14 protein-coding genes are annotated in these 15,304 nt (G+C 70.8%); 10 read left to right on the forward strand and 4 right to left on the reverse strand.

Annotation, left to right across the window (positions count from 1 at the left end; translation table 11 throughout):
• Positions 1–47: 47 nt before the first annotated feature.
• The gene (locus PKE84_RS12995; protein ID WP_271177683.1) at positions 48–749 is read right to left on the reverse strand and encodes a hypothetical protein; all 702 of its coding nucleotides are present in this window, start codon (positions 747–749) and stop codon (positions 48–50) included.
• 131 nt (positions 750–880) lie between these two features.
• Here PKE84_RS12995 and PKE84_RS13000 point away from each other — a divergent pair, with 131 nt between their 5' ends.
• The gene (locus tag PKE84_RS13000) at positions 881–2,308 is read left to right on the forward strand and encodes an amidase (protein WP_271177684.1); all 1,428 of its coding nucleotides are present in this window, start codon (positions 881–883) and stop codon (positions 2,306–2,308) included.
• Here PKE84_RS13000 and PKE84_RS13005 read toward each other — a convergent pair.
• The gene (locus tag PKE84_RS13005) at positions 2,290–2,619 is read right to left on the reverse strand and encodes a hypothetical protein (RefSeq protein WP_271177685.1); all 330 of its coding nucleotides are present in this window, start codon (positions 2,617–2,619) and stop codon (positions 2,290–2,292) included. The two genes, PKE84_RS13000 and PKE84_RS13005, sit on opposite strands and share 19 nt — an antisense overlap.
• 118 nt (positions 2,620–2,737) lie before the next feature.
• Here PKE84_RS13005 and PKE84_RS13010 point away from each other — a divergent pair, with 118 nt between their 5' ends.
• Positions 2,738–4,135 (forward strand): pyridoxal phosphate-dependent decarboxylase family protein, encoded by a 1,398-nt coding sequence (locus tag PKE84_RS13010; RefSeq protein ID WP_271177686.1) that lies wholly within the window; start codon positions 2,738–2,740, stop codon positions 4,133–4,135.
• 7 nt (positions 4,136–4,142) lie between these two features.
• Here the strand turns inward: PKE84_RS13010 and PKE84_RS13015 are convergent, their stop codons facing one another.
• Together PKE84_RS13015 and PKE84_RS13020 are read right to left on the reverse strand one after the other, a co-directional pair.
• The gene (locus tag PKE84_RS13015; protein WP_271177687.1) at positions 4,143–5,954 is read right to left on the reverse strand and encodes a gamma-glutamyltransferase family protein; all 1,812 of its coding nucleotides are present in this window, start codon (positions 5,952–5,954) and stop codon (positions 4,143–4,145) included.
• 81 nt (positions 5,955–6,035) lie between these two features.
• On the reverse strand, positions 6,036–6,383 hold the full coding sequence (locus tag PKE84_RS13020) for a DUF1844 domain-containing protein (RefSeq protein WP_271177936.1): 348 nt from the start codon (positions 6,381–6,383) through the stop codon (positions 6,036–6,038).
• 317 nt (positions 6,384–6,700) lie between these two features.
• Here PKE84_RS13020 and infC point away from each other — a divergent pair, with 317 nt between their 5' ends.
• From infC to argJ, 8 genes are all read left to right on the forward strand, one after another.
• Positions 6,701–7,357, forward strand: coding sequence for a translation initiation factor IF-3 (gene infC, locus PKE84_RS13025; RefSeq protein WP_271177937.1), 657 nt, complete (start codon positions 6,701–6,703; stop codon positions 7,355–7,357).
• Positions 7,357–7,551 carry a 50S ribosomal protein L35 gene (gene rpmI, locus PKE84_RS13030; RefSeq protein ID WP_271177688.1) on the forward strand — a complete coding sequence of 65 codons (195 nt, stop codon included), beginning with the start codon at positions 7,357–7,359 and terminating at the stop codon, positions 7,549–7,551. Before infC ends, rpmI begins: the two co-directional genes overlap by 1 nt.
• A 29-nt stretch (positions 7,552–7,580) precedes the next feature.
• Entirely contained in the window at positions 7,581–7,973 is a 393-nt protein-coding gene (rplT, locus tag PKE84_RS13035; RefSeq protein WP_271177689.1) for a 50S ribosomal protein L20, read from the forward strand.
• A gap of 105 nt (positions 7,974–8,078) precedes the next feature.
• On the forward strand, positions 8,079–8,894 hold the full coding sequence (locus tag PKE84_RS13040) for a TrmH family RNA methyltransferase (RefSeq protein ID WP_271177690.1): 816 nt from the start codon (positions 8,079–8,081) through the stop codon (positions 8,892–8,894).
• 226 nt (positions 8,895–9,120) lie between these two features.
• Positions 9,121–10,161 (forward strand): phenylalanine--tRNA ligase subunit alpha, encoded by a 1,041-nt coding sequence (gene pheS / locus PKE84_RS13045; protein WP_271177691.1) that lies wholly within the window; start codon positions 9,121–9,123, stop codon positions 10,159–10,161.
• Entirely contained in the window at positions 10,161–12,707 is a 2,547-nt protein-coding gene (gene pheT / locus PKE84_RS13050; protein WP_271177692.1) for a phenylalanine--tRNA ligase subunit beta, read from the forward strand. The genes pheS and pheT overlap by 1 nt, the downstream gene beginning before the upstream one ends.
• A 344-nt stretch (positions 12,708–13,051) precedes the next feature.
• Positions 13,052–14,134, forward strand: a complete 1,083-nt coding sequence (argC, locus tag PKE84_RS13055) for an N-acetyl-gamma-glutamyl-phosphate reductase (protein WP_271177693.1) — start codon at positions 13,052–13,054, stop codon at positions 14,132–14,134.
• Positions 14,131–15,303, forward strand: coding sequence for a bifunctional glutamate N-acetyltransferase/amino-acid acetyltransferase ArgJ (gene argJ / locus PKE84_RS13060; RefSeq protein WP_271177694.1), 1,173 nt, complete (start codon positions 14,131–14,133; stop codon positions 15,301–15,303). Before argC ends, argJ begins: the two co-directional genes overlap by 4 nt.
• Position 15,304 lies beyond the last annotated feature (1 nt).

The following is a 15,304-nucleotide window of genomic DNA, read 5'->3' on the forward strand; positions in this document are numbered from 1 at the left end:
GCGGCCGGTGCGCGGCGGGCGACGCCCGGCGGCAGCGGGGGGACGGCTCAGAGGAGGTTGAGCGTGACGTCGTCGACGTAGAGCAGCAGCGCGATCAGCACAGCGAACGTGCCGGTCGCCGCGAGCAGGGCCGGATGCGCCAGCCCGACGATCAGCCGGTGCGTGCGCGGCGCGTCCGCGAGGAACGCCGTCGGGATGCGTGTCTTGCGCGGCCGGGCCTGCCAGCCGCGCAGCCGCGACAGGTACCAGGCGTACCGGACGATCAGCAGCAGCCAGAGGAACAGGATGACCACGGGGGCGGTCGAGACCAGCAGACCGAGGCCGACGCCGAGAGTGTCGACCTCGTTGTTCTTGCCCTCGGACTGCAGCTGCGTCGCGATGGTCGCGCTGAGCACCACCGACAACGTCCAGGCGACGAAGGCGCCGACGTAGGCGGCGAACCGGCTGAAGAAGTGGCCGAGGACCGATTCCGGCCGGCGCAGGTGGGAGTGCGGCGTCTGGCTGAGCACGATCACGGTCGCCACGAAGGTCGGGAGCACCGCGAGGATCACGATGACGAACCAGTACGCGGCGTGCCAGCTGTAGTGGTCGGCCGGGATGAGCAGCGCGATCCAGAACGCGGCCCAGACCCAGCCGGCGGTCAGAGCGTGCTCCACCAGCCAGGCCGGATGACGCTCCTCGTAGTGAGCGGCCGCCCGGATCACCGATCGCCGGGCGACGACCTGCTCCACGGGTTCCCGCTCCTCCATGGCATCACTGTAGTGCGGGCGATCCGGATGGCGCGGGGCCCCGGCACGCGAGCCCTGGCACGCGCGACCCAGCACGCCCGCGCGCCGCCGCCCCGCCCCGCCCGCGCGCGCGGTGGGGATAGCCTCGATGCATGGCCGACCTTCACGAGCTCACCGCCTTGGCCCTCTGGCAGGAACTTCAGACCGGACACGTCTCGCCCCGCGAACTCGCCGCCCATTACCTCGACCGCATCGAACGGCTGAATCCCGAGCTGGGCGCCTTCGTGACCGTCACGCGGGATGCGGCACTCGAGCGAGCCGACCGCGTCGCGTCCGAGGTGCCCCGGACCGCCCCGCTGTGGGGTCTCCCGTTCGGCGACAAGGACCTCTGGCAGCGCGCCGGGGTTCCGACCGGCTTCGGATCACGTCTGATGGCCGGCTTCGTGCCGGACTCCTCCGACGAGATCGTGCAGACGATGGACGACGCCGGTGCGGTGAGCCTGGGCAAGACCAACGCGCCCGAGTTCGGCCTGCCCGCGTACACCGAATCCCTCGCGGCCCCTCCCGCGCGCAATCCGTGGAACCCAGAACTCGGCGCCGGCGGCTCCAGCGGAGGAGCGGCCGTGGCGGTCGCGAGCGGCATGCTGCCGTTCGCGCCCGGCTCCGACGGCGGCGGTTCCATCCGCATCCCCGCCGCTGCCTGCGGTCTGGTCGGACTCAAACCGTCGCGCGGACTCGTCCCGGCCGGCAGCGGGATCGACTCGCTGGCCGGGCTTGTCGTCGATGGTCCGCTCGCCCGCACCACGGCTGACGCCGCCCTCCTGCTCGACGGGATGATCGCCAAACGCGACGGCCGCATCGACCACCACTACACGCTGCGTGCGCCCTACGACGATGACGGTCCCTTCCTCGGCACCGCTGTGCGCGGAGAGGGCCGGTTCCAGCTGGGGGTGATGACGACCTCGGCATGGGACGACGCTTACGAGATCACCATCGACTCGGAGGCGCTGGCCGCGCTCGACGCCGCGGTGGACGCGTTCACTGCGATCGGCCACGGGATCGAGCAGACCGCGCTCACGCCGGACCCGACGTACGCGCCCGCCTTCCGCACGATCTGGCAGGCGGGTGCGGCGCGCATCCCCGCCGAGGGGGAGGCCCTCGACCTGCTGGAGCCGCTGACGAAGTGGCTCGTCGGCCGTGGCCGCGCCCTTTCGGCGCGCGAGCTGAGCGAGGCGCTCTCGGCCCTCACCGCCTTCGAGCGGTCGCTGATCGCGCAGCTGTCGTCGTTCGACGCCGTGCTGACCCCGGCCATGGCGATGAGGCCGCGACCGGTCGGCTGGTACGACCCGGATGATGGGGAACGCAACTTCGCCCAGCAGGTGCAGTACACGCCGTTCACCTCGATGCTGAACGTCTCCGGACTCCCGGCGATCGTGCTGCCCGTCTCGCAGACCGCGGACGGGCTACCGATGGGCGTGCAGCTCATCGGGCGTCCCGGCGGTGAGCGCACGTTGCTGTCGCTGGCGGCCCAGCTCGAGCGCCGCGTCCGCTGGCAGCTGCGCTACCCGCCCACCTGGTGACGGAGGGATGCGGGGGCACGCGCGAGCCACGCATCCGTCACGAGTTCGCGCATCAGCTCGGGGTCGATGGTGCCGAAGTCGACGAGCGCGGAGCTGAGCCGGCCGGCGAACCAGCGCTCCGAGCAGTGCTCGGGCCACGCGGCGACGGCCTCTCGGATGCCGAGTTCGCCGAGCATCAGGTGCACGGTCGATCCCTGCAGCATCGTGGCGAAGCGCGTTCCGCGCACGCGGAACGCGGGCAGCCCGCCGTGCTCGTACTCCTCCGTCTCGGGGAGGGCGAGGGCCAGGGCACGCACGGCGTCGGCGTCCATGCGCCCAGGGTAGTCCGCGCCGGGTCGGTGCGGCGACGTCGGCCGATACGTTGACCGACGGATGCGTTGACCGACGAATGCGTTGACCGGTGGATGGAGCGGGAGGAGAATCCACCGGGTGAGCGGTGATCAGCACGATCCTCGCGCCGACACCTTCGAGGAGGTGCTCGGGGAGACGTCAGCGCTCGCCGGCCGCTGGCTCGACGGCGTGCGCGAGGGCAGCATCCCGCCCCGCGCCGGTATCGACGAGGTGAAGGATGCGCTCGGCAGATCCCTTCCGGCGCGCGGCGACGATGCGATCGCTGTTCTCCGACGGCTCGCGGATGCGGTCGAACCCGGACTCATGCGGATGGACTCGCCGCGATTCTACGGCTGGGTGATCGGCGGCACGCAGCCGGTGTCGCTCGGCGCGGACTGGCTCGTCTCGTCCTGGGATCAGAACGCCGCCATGCGCGCCGTCACGCCGGGGGTGGTCGCCGCCGAGGAGCTCGCGGGCGGCTGGCTCGTCGACCTGCTCGGCCTGCCGCCGTCGGCGGAGGTCGGATTCGTCACCGGCGCGACCACGGCGAACGCGGTCGGGATGATCGCGGGGCGCGACGAGGTGCTGCGGCGCGCGGGCTGGGATGCGCGTACCGATGGTCTGGCGGGCGGGCCCCGGGTGCGGTTCATCGCGGGGCAGGAACGGCACATCTCGGTGGACGACGCCGGACGCTACGCGGGGCTCGGCGTGCCGGCCGTTGTGGCCTCGGACGCTCAGGGTCGCATCCGGGTCGATGCGTTGAGGGACGCGCTGGCGGAAGGCAGCGGACCGGCGCTCGTCTGCCTGCAGGCGGGGAATGTGCACTCCGGCGCGTTCGACGACTTCGCTGCGGCGATCGCGGTGGCGCACGACGCCGGTGCGTGGGTGCACGTCGACGGGGCGTTCGGGCTCTGGGCCGCGGTGACGCCCGGGCTCTCGCACCTCACGGCGGGGATGGCGGGCGCGGACTCTTGGGCGACGGACGCGCACAAGACGCTGAACGTCCCCTACGACTCGGGGATCGCGATCGTCGCCGACCCGACAGCGCTCTATTCGGCCTTCACTCAGCAGGCCGCCTATCTGGCGGCGAGTGCCGACGTCGGCGACCCCAGCCAGAGGGTGCTCGAGCTCTCGCGGCGGGCGCGCGGCGTACCCGTCTGGGCGGCGCTCGCGCGGCTCGGGCGTGACGGCGTCGCCGACCTCGTGCAGACTCTCGCTGACGGGGCTGCCGCGCTCGCCGCCGGGCTGCGCACGGTGCCCGGCGTGAGCATCCTGAACGACGTGGTCTACACGCAGGTGTGCGTCGCGTTCGGCGACGACGAGACGACGCGGGCGGTCGCTGCCGCCGTCGACGCGTCGGGAACGGCGTACGGCTCGCCCTCCCAGTGGCAGGGGCGTGCGGTGCTGCGCTTCTCGGTGAGCAACTGGCTCACGTCGCCCGACGACGTCGAGCGCACGGTCGAGGTCGTACGGGAGGCGATCGGCCGCCGGTCGTAGGGGCGGTTCAGCGCCCGGCCGCGTATCCCTGCGCGCTCCGGGGGTTCGCCGCCGCGGTCAGCACGCCGCGCTCGCGATCGCGCCCGACCGACGAGAGCCGCCCGAGCGACCAGTCTCCCGCGCGGGTGATCACGTGTCCGCGCGCCTGCAGGCCGTCGATCACCGCGTCACCGAGCCGGTCCTCGACGACGGCGCCGGCCGGCTCCCAGGTGCGGGGCCAGAACGATCCCGCGAGCGAGGTCGTGTGCAGCGCCGGGGCGTCGATCGCCGCCTGCGGCGAGTATCCGCCGACGATCGTGCGGAGCAGGTAGAGCAGCTGCCACTGGTCCTGCTGGTCGCCGCCCGGCGATCCCAGTGCCGTCACCGGAAGTCCGTCACGGAGCACGAGCGTCGGCGTCAGCGTCGTGCGCGGTCGCCGCCCGGGAACCAGCGTGGAGGTCGAGCCCTCCTCGAGCCAGGTCATCTGCAAGCGGGTGCCGAGGCAGAAGCCGAGCGACGGGATCGTCGGCGAGGACTGCAGCCATCCGCCCGAGGGCGTGGCCGAGACGATGTTGCCCCAGCGGTCGACGACGTCGATGTGGCAGGTGTCGCCGCGCGTCTCTCCCGTCACGGCGACGGTCGGTTCGCCCACGCCGGCGATGGCCGAGCGGGCGCTGCCGTCGGTGGGGGTGCCGTACTCGGTGCGCAGCGGGGGTACGAAGGGCTCGACGCCCGCGACGGATCCGGGACGGAACTCGGCGGACGCCGTGTCGCCGATGAGCGCCCGGCGCTCGGCCGCGTACGTGGGGGAGAGCAGCACGTCGAGCGGCACGTCGCCGTCGCCGTAGTACGCCTCGCGATCCGCGTAGGCGAGCTTCTGCGCCTCGAGGATCGTGTGCGCGCCGAGCTCGCTCGACGGATCGAGGCGCTCGTCGTAGTCGAACCCGTCGAGGATGGCCAAGGTCTGCAGCAGCGCGGGCCCCTGGCCCCACGCGCCTGTCTTCGCGATCGTGTGCCCGCGGAACTCGAGCGTGACGGGCTCCTCGTACGACGCGTCGTAGGCGGCGAAGTCGTCGACGGTGATCACCCCGGCGTGGTCGGTGCCGGAGGAGTGGCGGTGCGGCTGTGCGAGGAAGGCCGCCGCCTCGCGGGCGACGTGGCCGGTCTTCCACTCCGTGCGGGCGGCGTCGATGCGCCCGACGCGATCGGCCGCGGCGGCGCCGGCGTCGATCAGGCGGGCGAGCACGTCGGCGTAGGCCGGATTGACGATGATCTCACCGGGCCGCGGCGGGCGGCCCTCCGGCATCCAGTGCGCGGCGGAGGTGGTCCAGTGCTCGGTGAACAGGCGATGCACGGTGGCGATCGTCCGCGCCACCCGCTCGAGCACCGGATGCCCGTCCCTGGCGTACCTGATGGCGAACGCGAGCACGTCGGCGAGCTCCCAGGTGCCGTGATCGCGCAGCAGGAGCAGCCAGGCGTCGACGGCGCCCGGCACGGCGGCCGCGAGGGCACCGGATCCCGGCACGAGGTCGAGACCTTCGCCGAGGTAGTGCTCGCGGGTGGCGCCGGCTGGAGCGGGGCCCTGCCCGGAGAGCACGGTGGGCGAGGCGTCGTCGCCCGCCTGGAAGATCGCGACCAGATCGCCGCCTGGGCCGTTGAGGTGGGGCTCGACGACGTGCAGCACGAAGGCGCCGGCGACGGCGGCGTCGAACGCGTTGCCGCCGCGCTCCAGCACGGCCTGCGCGCTGGCCGTTGCGAGCCAGTGCGTCGAGGCGGACATCCCGAAGGTGCCCTCGAGCGTCGGGCGGGTGGTGAACGACGGCGGCGGCGTGAATCCCATCACGCCAGGCTATACATTCATTCGCCGCGGGTCGGCGCGGCCGTGCGGCCGTGCGTCGGCGTGCGCCGGCGGACCGCTCGGCTAGCTGACCGGCCCGGTGTACTTCTCGCCCGGGCCCTTGCCGATCGGGTCGGGGATGGGCGACGCCTCGCGGAACGCGAGCTGCAGCGACCGCAGGCCGTCGCGCAGGCTGCGCGCGTGCTGGTCGCCCAGGTGCGCCGCGCTGGCCGTGACGAGCCCGGCGAGGGCGTCGATGAGCTTGCGCGCCTCGTCGAGGTCGGTCTGCGCATCCGGATCGTCGGCGAGCCCGCACTTGACCGCTGCCGCGCTCATGAGGTGGACTGCCGTGGTGGTGATGACCTCGACCGCCGGCACCTCGGCGATGTCGCGCAGAGCCTCGTCGTAGGTCTCCTCGTACGTGTCGCCGATGACGTCGACGGGCTCGCTGCCGGCGGGCTCGACGGGGGGTGTGTCGCTCACTGCGTTCCTCTGCTAGAATTGCTCGGGCTTCGAGACATCTGTCTCGGACGAAAGTGGAGATTCCTCCCACCCGCGCTTGACCGCTTACAAGGTTACCGGGTTGTTGCACTCCGCCAACGCGCGCAAGCGCGGGGGTAGTCAGGGTGTGGTACCAAGCCTGCGAGAGATTCGCAGGAGTGTGTTGGTGCGTGGAAAATCCTCTTTCGCCGCTTTCGTCATCCGACGGGAGCGTGGCAGCAAGCATCGCTTGATCAGAGGAGAAAAGCATCAGCGATCCCCGTACCAATGACCGTATCCGCGTCCCCGAAGTTCGACTCGTCGGCCCCAGCGGTGAGCAGGTCGGCGTCGTCAAAATCGAGGTCGCCCTCCGACTCGCGCAGGAAGCAGACCTGGATCTGGTTGAGGTTGCTCCCAACTCCAAGCCGCCTGTCGCGAAGATCATGGACTACGGCAAGTTCAAGTACGAGGCTGCGCAGAAGGCCAAGGAGGCCCGGCGCAACCAGGCGAACACCATCCTCAAAGAGGTCCGGTTCCGCCTCAAGATCGACAAGCACGACTACGAGACGAAGCGCAAGCGCGCCGAAGGCTTCCTGAAGGCCGGCGACAAGGTGAAGGCGATGATCCTGTTCCGCGGTCGCGAGCAGTCGCGCCCCGACCAGGGTGTGCGCCTCCTCCAGCGCTTCGCAGAAGATGTCGCCGAGTTCGGCTCGGTGGAATCGACCCCGACCATCGACGGTCGAAACATGGTCATGGTCATCGGCCCTCTGAAGAACAAGTCAGAGGCCAAGGCCGAGGCCAACGCACAACGTGCCGCCTCCAAGGCTCGGGCTCACGCCCCTGCTGAGGAGCCGGTTGCTGCCGCAGACGACTCTGCGCAGTCCGACGAGAGTTCGCCGACCCAGGCGACGAACGAGGAGAAGTAATGCCCAAGCAGAAGACTCATTCCGGGGCCAAGAAGCGCTTCAAGATCACCGGCAGCGGCAAGGTCATGAAGCAGCAGGCCGGTATGCGCCACCACCTGGAGGTCAAGTCCAGCGACCGCAAGCGCCGGCTCAACCAGGATCAGGTCGTGCCCGAGGTGGATGCCAAGGTCATCCGCCGGATGCTCGGCAAGTAGAACCCCGACGTAAGAGGAAGTAAAGACAAATGGCAAGAGTAAAGAGGGCGGTCAACGCCCACAAGAAGCGTCGGGTCATCCTTGAGCGTGCAGAGGGCTACCGCGGTCAGCGGTCGCGCCTGTACCGCAAGGCCAAGGAGCAGGTCACTCACTCGCTGGTCTACAGCTACCGTGACCGCCGTGCCCGCAAGGGCGACTTCCGTCGCCTGTGGATCCAGCGCATCAACGCTGCGAGCCGCGCGAACGGCCTCACCTACAACCGTCTGATCCAGGGTCTGGGTCTGGCCGGTGTCGAGGTCGACCGTCGCATCCTCGCCGACCTGGCCGTCAACGAGCCCGCCACGTTCGCGGCCCTCGTCAAGACCGCCAAGAACGCCCTTCCCGCCGACACGTCGGCACCGAAGGCCGGCGCAGCGGCATAGTCGCACCCTTTCACGATCGAGCCCGACGTCGTTCGGCCGGAACCCTTGTGTTTCGCCCGCAACGAGGTCGGGCTCGATTGCTTTTGCGCCCACTAGGCTGGTGCCATGCTTGACAACCCGCGCTCACCGCGCGTTCGGGCCGTGGCCAAACTGGCGAAGCGAGGAGCGCGGTCGGAGACCGGGCTCTTCTTGCTGGAGGGGCCGCAGGCGGTCGCCGAGGCGCTGACGTTCCGACCCGAGCTGGTCGTCGAGCTCTACGCGACGCCGACAGCGCTGGAGCGCTACAGCGACATCGCGCAGACGGCCGTCGAGGCCGGCGTCGATGTCGAGTTCGTGACGGAGCACGTGCTCGAGGCGATGGCCGACACGGTCACGCCGCAGGGTTTCGTCGCGGTCTGCCGGCAGTTCCCCACGTCGATCCGCGACATCTTCTCGGGCGAGCCCCGCCTCGTGGCGGTGCTCGAGGAGGTGCGCGATCCCGGCAACGCGGGAACGATCATCCGGGCCGCCGACTCGGCCGGTGCCGACGCGGTCGTGCTCACGGGCCGCACGGTCGACCTCTACAACCCCAAGGTCGTCCGTTCGACGACGGGATCGCTCTTCCATGTGCCGGTCGCCGTCGGCGCGACACTCGACGACGTGATCGAGCGCGCACACGCCGCCGGTCTGCAGGTGCTCGCGGCGGACGTGAAGGGGGAGGATCTCCTCGCGGCCCGCACCGACGGCCAGCTCGCCCGCCCGACGACGTGGGTCTTCGGCAACGAGGCCCGCGGGCTCCCCGACGAGCTGCTCACGCTGGTCGACCGGGTCGTGACCGTGCCGATCTACGGCCGCGCCGAGTCGATGAACCTCGCGACGGCGGCCAGTGTCTGCCTCTACGAGTCGGCGTTCGCGCAGCGCTCCTCCGAGCTCTTCGACTGACGCGCTGCGTCTCCCCGCGTCTCCCTTCGTCTCTTTTCATTGAGGGGTGGCAAATTCGCCCGGTACCGGCGTGTTTAGACGCATTCGCCACCCCTCAACGAAAAGGCGGCGGCCGGATGCGTCCGTCGCCGGAACGAGCGTCGCCCGACCGGAGGGTCTCTGGGACGCCGCATACGAGGTGTACTCGGAGGCCGACGCGCGCTGAGCGCCACTAAACTTGGGTACCGTGTCTGAACCCACCGAAATCACCGAAGCAGCGGTCGAAGCCGCCGTCGCCGCTGCACTCGCGGCGATCGACGCCGCGGCCGACTCCGCCGCGCTCAAGGTCGTTCGCAGCGAGCACACCGCAGAGGGGTCGCCGCTCGCCCGCCTGAACGCGAGCCTGCGCAACGTCCCGAACGATCAGAAGGCCGCAGCGGGCAAGCTCGTCGGCCAGGCCAGGGGCCGTGTCAACCAGGCGTTCGCCGCCAAGGAGGAACAGATCCAAGCGGCCGAGGACGCCGCCAGGCTCGCCGCCGAGGCCGTGGATGTCACCGCCCTCCCTACGCGCTGGACGCCTGGTGCGCGTCACCCGCTGTCGCTGCTGCAGGAGCGCATCGCCGACGTGTTCGTCGGCATGGGCTGGGAGCTCGCAGAGGGTCCCGAGCTGGAGAGCGAGTGGTACAACTTCGACGCCCTCAACTTCGATGAGGACCACCCGGCTCGCGCCATGCAGGACACGTTCTTCGTCGAGCCGACCAACGCCCACATGGTGATGCGCACCCACACCTCGCCGGTACAGCTGCGCGCTCTGCTCGGTAACGAGCTGCCGGTCTACCGCATCGCGCCCGGGCGGGTTTTCCGCACCGACGAGTTCGACGCCACCCACCTCCCGGTCTTCCACCAGACCGAGGGCATCGCCGTCGACAAGGGCCTCACGATGGCCCACCTGCGCGGAACGCTCGACCACTTCGTCAAGACGCTGTTCGGCGACGACGCCAAGGTGCGACTGCGTCCCAACTACTTCCCCTTCACCGAGCCGAGCGCCGAACTCGACCTGTGGCACCCGACCTTCAAAGGCGGCGCGCGCTGGATCGAGTGGGGCGGCTGCGGCATGGTGAACCCGAACGTGCTGCGCTCGGCGGGCATCGATCCGGATGTCTACTCCGGCTTCGCGTTCGGTATGGGCGTCGAGCGGGCGCTGATGTTCCGCAACGACGTCAAAGACATGCGCGACATGGCCGAAGGCGATGTCCGCTTCTCCCAGCAGTTCGGAATGGTGGTCTGATGCGCGTCCCTCTGAGTTGGCTCGGCGAGTACGTCGACCTCGAGCCCGGCACGACGGCCGAAGACGTCCACGCGGCGCTGGTGTCGGTGGGACTCGAAGAAGAAGACGTCCACACGTTCGAGATCACGGGCCCCGTCGTCGTCGGTGAGGTGCTCGACTTCGTCGAGGAGCCGCAGACGAACGGAAAGACCATCCGGTGGTGCCAGGTGCGGGTCGCCCCGGACGGCGAGACGGCGGCCGACGGCGGCGACGCCGTGCACGGCATCGTCTGCGGTGCGGGCAACTTCTTCCCCGGCGACAAGGTCGTCGTGACCCTTCCGGGCTCGGTGCTGCCCGGACCGTTCCCGATCGCCGCGCGCAAGACGTACGGGCACGTCTCCGACGGCATGATCGCGTCTGCGCGCGAGCTGGGGCTCGGCGACGAGCACGACGGCATCCTGCGCCTGGCGACCCTGGGGCTCGACCCCGAGGTCGGCAGCGACGCCATCTCGCTGCTGGGGCTCGACGACACGGCCGTCGAGGTCAACGTGACCCCGGATCGCGGCTACGCCTTCTCGATCCGCGGCATCGCCCGCGAATACTCGCACGCGACCGGCGCGGCCTTCCGCGACCCCGCGTCCGCGCCGGGGCTCGCCATCAGCGGCGACCATGCGGCCGGCTTCAGCGTGACCATCGACGACCGCTCCGGCATCCGGGGCCGTTCGGGCGCGAGCGTGTTCGTCACGCGCGTGGTGCGCGACGTCGACGGCAGCCGACCGACACCGGCCTGGATGATCGCCCGGCTCAAGCTCGCCGGCATCCGGTCGATCTCGCTGATCGTCGACATCACCAACTACGTGATGCTCGAACTCGGTCAGCCGATCCACGGGTACGACCTCGACAAACTGCACGGCGGCATCGTCGTGCGCCGGGCGCACCCGGGGGAGACCCTGGTCACGCTCGACGGGCAGACGCGCACGCTGAACGAAGAAGACCTGCTCATCACCGACGACTCCGGCCCCATCGGGCTGGCGGGCGTGATGGGCGGTGCCTCCACCGAGATCGGCGCCGGCACCAGCAGCGTGCTCGTCGAGGCGGCGAACTTCGACCCGGTGTCGATCGCCCGCACGGCACGCCGCCACAAGCTCCCCAGCGAGGCGTCCAAGCGTTTCGAGCGCGGGGTCGACCCACGCGTCGCCGTCGCGGCGGCCGCGCGCGTCGTGCAGCTGCTCGAGCAGCTCGCCGGCGGGCATCCGGATGCGCTGGGCTCGCTCTTCGACGCGGCCGACGCCCCGTCCCCCATCCGCCTGCCGAAGGACTACATCGGCTCGCTCGTCGGCGCCGACTTCACTGACGACGAGGTCCGCGGCGCGCTCGCCGAGATCGGCGGAGCCGTCTCCGACCGCGGCGACGTGCTCGAGGTCGTTCCGCCGTCGTGGCGACCGGATCTTCGCGACAAGTCGGATCTCGCCGAAGAGGTGGCCCGCATCGTCGGCTACGACCGCATCCCATCGGTGCTGCCGGTCGCGCCTCCCGGACGCGGGCTCAGCCGCGAGCAGAAGCTGCGCCGCGCCGTCGCCGAGGTGCTCGCTGCCAACGGAGCCACCGAGGTGCTCGCCTTCCCGTTCGTGAGCGAGAAGGCGAACGACACGTTCGGCTCGGCCGAGACGGGCGGCGTACCCGCCGTCAAGATCGCGAACGCGCTCGACGCCACGGCGCCCTACCTGCGCACGGCGCTGCTGCCCGGACTGCTCGACGTCGCCAAGCGCAACCTCGCCCGCGGTCTGGTCGACCTGTCGATCTACGAGATCGGCACGGTCTTCCGCCCGGTCGCCGGCGCCCGCTTCGGCAGCGAGACCCTGCCGGTCGGCGCGGCCCTGCCGAGCGACGAGGTGCTCGCAGGCCTGAACGCGGGCATTCCGCCGCAGCCGCGTCACCTCGCCGGACTCGTGGTAGGGCACACGATCGTCAAGCAGCCCGGTCAGGATGCGATCGCCGCCGGCGTCGCGGACGCGCTCACGATGGCCGCCCAGACCGGTGCCGCGCTCGGACTGACGATCGAGCCGGTGCAGAGCACGCACCAGGCGCTGCACCCCGGACGGACCGCTGAGCTCGTGGTGCGCGACCGCGACGGTTCAACGGTGTCGGTCGGCTACGCGGGCGAACTGCTGCCCGCGCTCGCCGAGGAGCTCGACCTGCCGCGCGTGGTCGCGGTGTTCGAGCTCGACCTGGACGCGCTCGTGAGCGTGGCGCCCGCGGACATCGTGGCCGGCACGATCGCCGGCTTCCCGGCCGCGACGCAGGATCTGTCGCTCGTCGTGGCGGTGAGCACGCCCGCCGCCGAGGTGGAGCGCGCGGTGCGCGAGGGCGCCGGGCCGCTGCTGGAGAGCATCCGCCTGGTCGACGACTACCGCGGAACGGGGCTCCCCGACGACACGAAGTCGCTGACCTTCGCGCTGCGTTTCCGTGCCGACGACCGCACGCTGACGGCCGCCGAGGCGTCGGAGGCGAAGCTCGCTGGTGCGGCGCGCGCGGAGGAGCGCTTCGGCGCGCACATCCGGGACTGACCCCGTTCACAACTCCGGAACTCGCGGCCCATCGGGCTCGGGGGTTCCGGAGTTGTGCCGTTCTGCGCGGGGTGTCGGGTCGGTGTTCCGGAGTTGCGGGGGCGCGCGTCGGCCGGAGACGCGCAGCGACCCGGATTCGCGCCCGGCCGGGGAGGCGCGCTAGGGTGGCGACATGCTTTTCGCTCGGTGCTTCATGGACACGCGCTCGGCTGATGCCGCCCGCGCCCTGCGCCGACGCCTGCGCGACCGCCGAATCTAGGCGGCGCTGGCGCGACCCTTGACGAGGGCCGACGTGGGTGCCGCCGTCTCGAGGCCCCCTGTCGTCCACTCAATAAGGTAGAAGCATGACTTTCTCGGTAGCCGTCGCCGGTGCATCCGGCTACGCGGGCGGAGAACTCCTCAGGATCCTGGCAAGCCACCCCGACTTCGAGGTGCGCACGGTCACGGCGCATCAGAACGCCGGGCAGCCACTGATCGCCCACCAGCCGCACCTGCGTTCGCTCGCCCACCTCACTCTCGTCGAGACCAGCGCGTCGAATCTCGCCGGCCACGACGTCGTCTTCCTCGCCCTGCCGCACGGCAAGTCCGGTGAGATCGCCGCCCAGCTGCCCGATGAGACGCTCGTGGTCGACTGCGGCGCCGACCACCGACTCGAGAGCGAGGAGTCGTGGGCGGCGTTCTACGGCGGCGACTACTTCGGAGCGTGGGCGTACGGAGTCCCCGAGCTGCCCGTCGTCAGCGCGAACAGCACCGCGACCGGCACCGCGAACAGCACCGGCGGAAAGCAGCGCGACGCCCTCGTCGGAGCGACCCGCATCGCCGCCCCCGGCTGCAACGCCAGCGCCGTCTCCCTCGCGCTCGCGCCGGGTATCGCGGCCGGCCTGATCGACGATGAGGACATCGTCGCCGTGCTCGCCGTCGGCCCGTCCGGTGCGGGCAAGAGCCTCAAGACCATGTACCTCGCGAGTGAGATCCTTGGATCCGCCAATCCGTATGCGGTCGGCGGCACGCACCGGCACATCCCGGAGATCCAGCAGAACCTGCGCAAGGCGGGCGCCGCCCATCCGACCGTGTCGTTCACGCCGGTGCTGGTGCCGATGTCGCGGGGGATCCTCGCCACCTCGACCGCACGCCTCAAGCCGGGCGTCACGCCCGAGCAGGTGCAGCAGACGTGGGAGCGGGCGTACGCCGACGAGCCCTTCGTGCACGTGCTCCCGCACGGGAGCGTTCCCCGCACCGCCGACGTGCTCGGCGCGAACACCGCTCTGATCGGGGTGGCCGTCGACGAGGCGGCCGGCCGCGTGATCGCAGTGCTCGCGCTCGACAATCTGTACAAAGGGACGGCGGGCGCCGCCATCCAGTCCGCCAACATCGCCCTCGGCCTCGATGAGACCGCCGGCCTGAACGTGAACGGAGTGGCGCCATGAGCGTGACCGCAGCATCCGGATTCGCCGCGGCGGGGGTCGCTGCCGGCCTCAAGTCGAGCGGTAAGCGCGACCTGGCGATCGTGCAGAACCTCGGTCCGCTCGACGCGGCTGCCGCGGTGTTCACCACGAACCGCTGCAAGGCCAACCCCGTGCTGTGGAGCGAGCAGGTCATCTCCGACGGCGTCGTGAAGGCCATCGTGCTCAACTCCGGCGGCGCCAACTGCTACACCGGCGCGCGCGGCTTCCAGACGACCCACGCCACCGCGGAGGCTGTCGCCGACCGCCTCGAGATCTCGGCCGGCGACGTGCTGGTCTGCTCGACCGGTCTCATCGGCGAGCAGCTCGACCTCGATCAGCTGCAGGCCGGCGTGTGGGATGCGACCCTCGCGTTGGCCGGCGACGACGCGGAATCCGCCGCCGCCGCGCTCGCCGCCGCTGAAGCGATCATGACGACGGACACCAGGCCCAAGGAGGCCGTGCACGTGTCGGCCGAGGGCTGGACCATCGGCGGCATGGCCAAGGGTGCCGGGATGCTCGCGCCGGGACTCGCCACCATGCTCGTCGTCATCACGACGGATGCCGTGCTCGACTCCGGCCAGCTCGACACGGCCCTGCGGCTCGCGACGAAGGTGACGTTCGACCGCCTCGATTCGGACGGCTGCATGTCCACGAACGACACCGTCGCGCTGCTGGCGTCGGGAGCCTGCGGCATCGAGCCCGGCATCGCCGAGTTCGCCGCCGCGCTCACGGAGGTCTGCCAGAGTCTCGCGGAGCAGCTGCAGGCCGACGCCGAGGGTGCCTCGCACGACATCGCCATCGAGGTCGTCAACGCGGCCACGGAGGACGACGCCGTAACGGTCGGCCGCGCCGTGTCGCGCAGCAACCTGTTCAAGGCCGCGATCTTCGGCAACGATCCCAACTGGGGCCGGGTGCTGGCGGCGGTCGGAACCACGGACGCCGCCTTCGACCCGTACGGCATCGATGTCGCGATCAACGGCGTGCAGGTCTGCACCGCCGGTGAGCCCGATCAGCCGCGCGATCTCGTCGACCTCACGCCGCGCTCCGTGCACGTGCACATCGACCTGAACGCGGGCGAGGCGGCCGCGACCATCCTCACCAACGACCTCACCCACGACTACGTCCATGAGAACAGCGCTTACGCGAGCTGAG

The organism is Leifsonia poae (assembly GCF_027921845.1).
GTDB classification, from domain to species: domain Bacteria; phylum Actinomycetota; class Actinomycetes; order Actinomycetales; family Microbacteriaceae; genus Leifsonia; species Leifsonia poae.

What these genes read in the sequence shown, in the direction of transcription:
- pheT (WP_271177692.1), top strand. Translation starts at nt 10,161, where the DNA reads ATGCGCGTCCCTCTGAGTTGGCTCGGCGAGTACGTCGACCTCGAGCCC.
- PKE84_RS13000 (WP_271177684.1), top strand. Translation starts at nt 881, where the DNA reads ATGGCCGACCTTCACGAGCTCACCGCCTTGGCCCTCTGGCAGGAACTT.
- rpmI (WP_271177688.1), top strand. Translation starts at nt 7,357, where the DNA reads ATGCCCAAGCAGAAGACTCATTCCGGGGCCAAGAAGCGCTTCAAGATC.
- rplT (WP_271177689.1), top strand. Translation starts at nt 7,581, where the DNA reads ATGGCAAGAGTAAAGAGGGCGGTCAACGCCCACAAGAAGCGTCGGGTC.
- PKE84_RS13015 (WP_271177687.1), bottom strand. Translation starts at nt 5,954, where the DNA reads ATGGGATTCACGCCGCCGCCGTCGTTCACCACCCGCCCGACGCTCGAG.
- argJ (WP_271177694.1), top strand. Translation starts at nt 14,131, where the DNA reads ATGAGCGTGACCGCAGCATCCGGATTCGCCGCGGCGGGGGTCGCTGCC.
- argC (WP_271177693.1), top strand. Translation starts at nt 13,052, where the DNA reads ATGACTTTCTCGGTAGCCGTCGCCGGTGCATCCGGCTACGCGGGCGGA.
- PKE84_RS12995 (WP_271177683.1), bottom strand. Translation starts at nt 749, where the DNA reads ATGGAGGAGCGGGAACCCGTGGAGCAGGTCGTCGCCCGGCGATCGGTG.
- PKE84_RS13005 (WP_271177685.1), bottom strand. Translation starts at nt 2,619, where the DNA reads ATGGACGCCGACGCCGTGCGTGCCCTGGCCCTCGCCCTCCCCGAGACG.
- PKE84_RS13040 (WP_271177690.1), top strand. Translation starts at nt 8,079, where the DNA reads ATGCTTGACAACCCGCGCTCACCGCGCGTTCGGGCCGTGGCCAAACTG.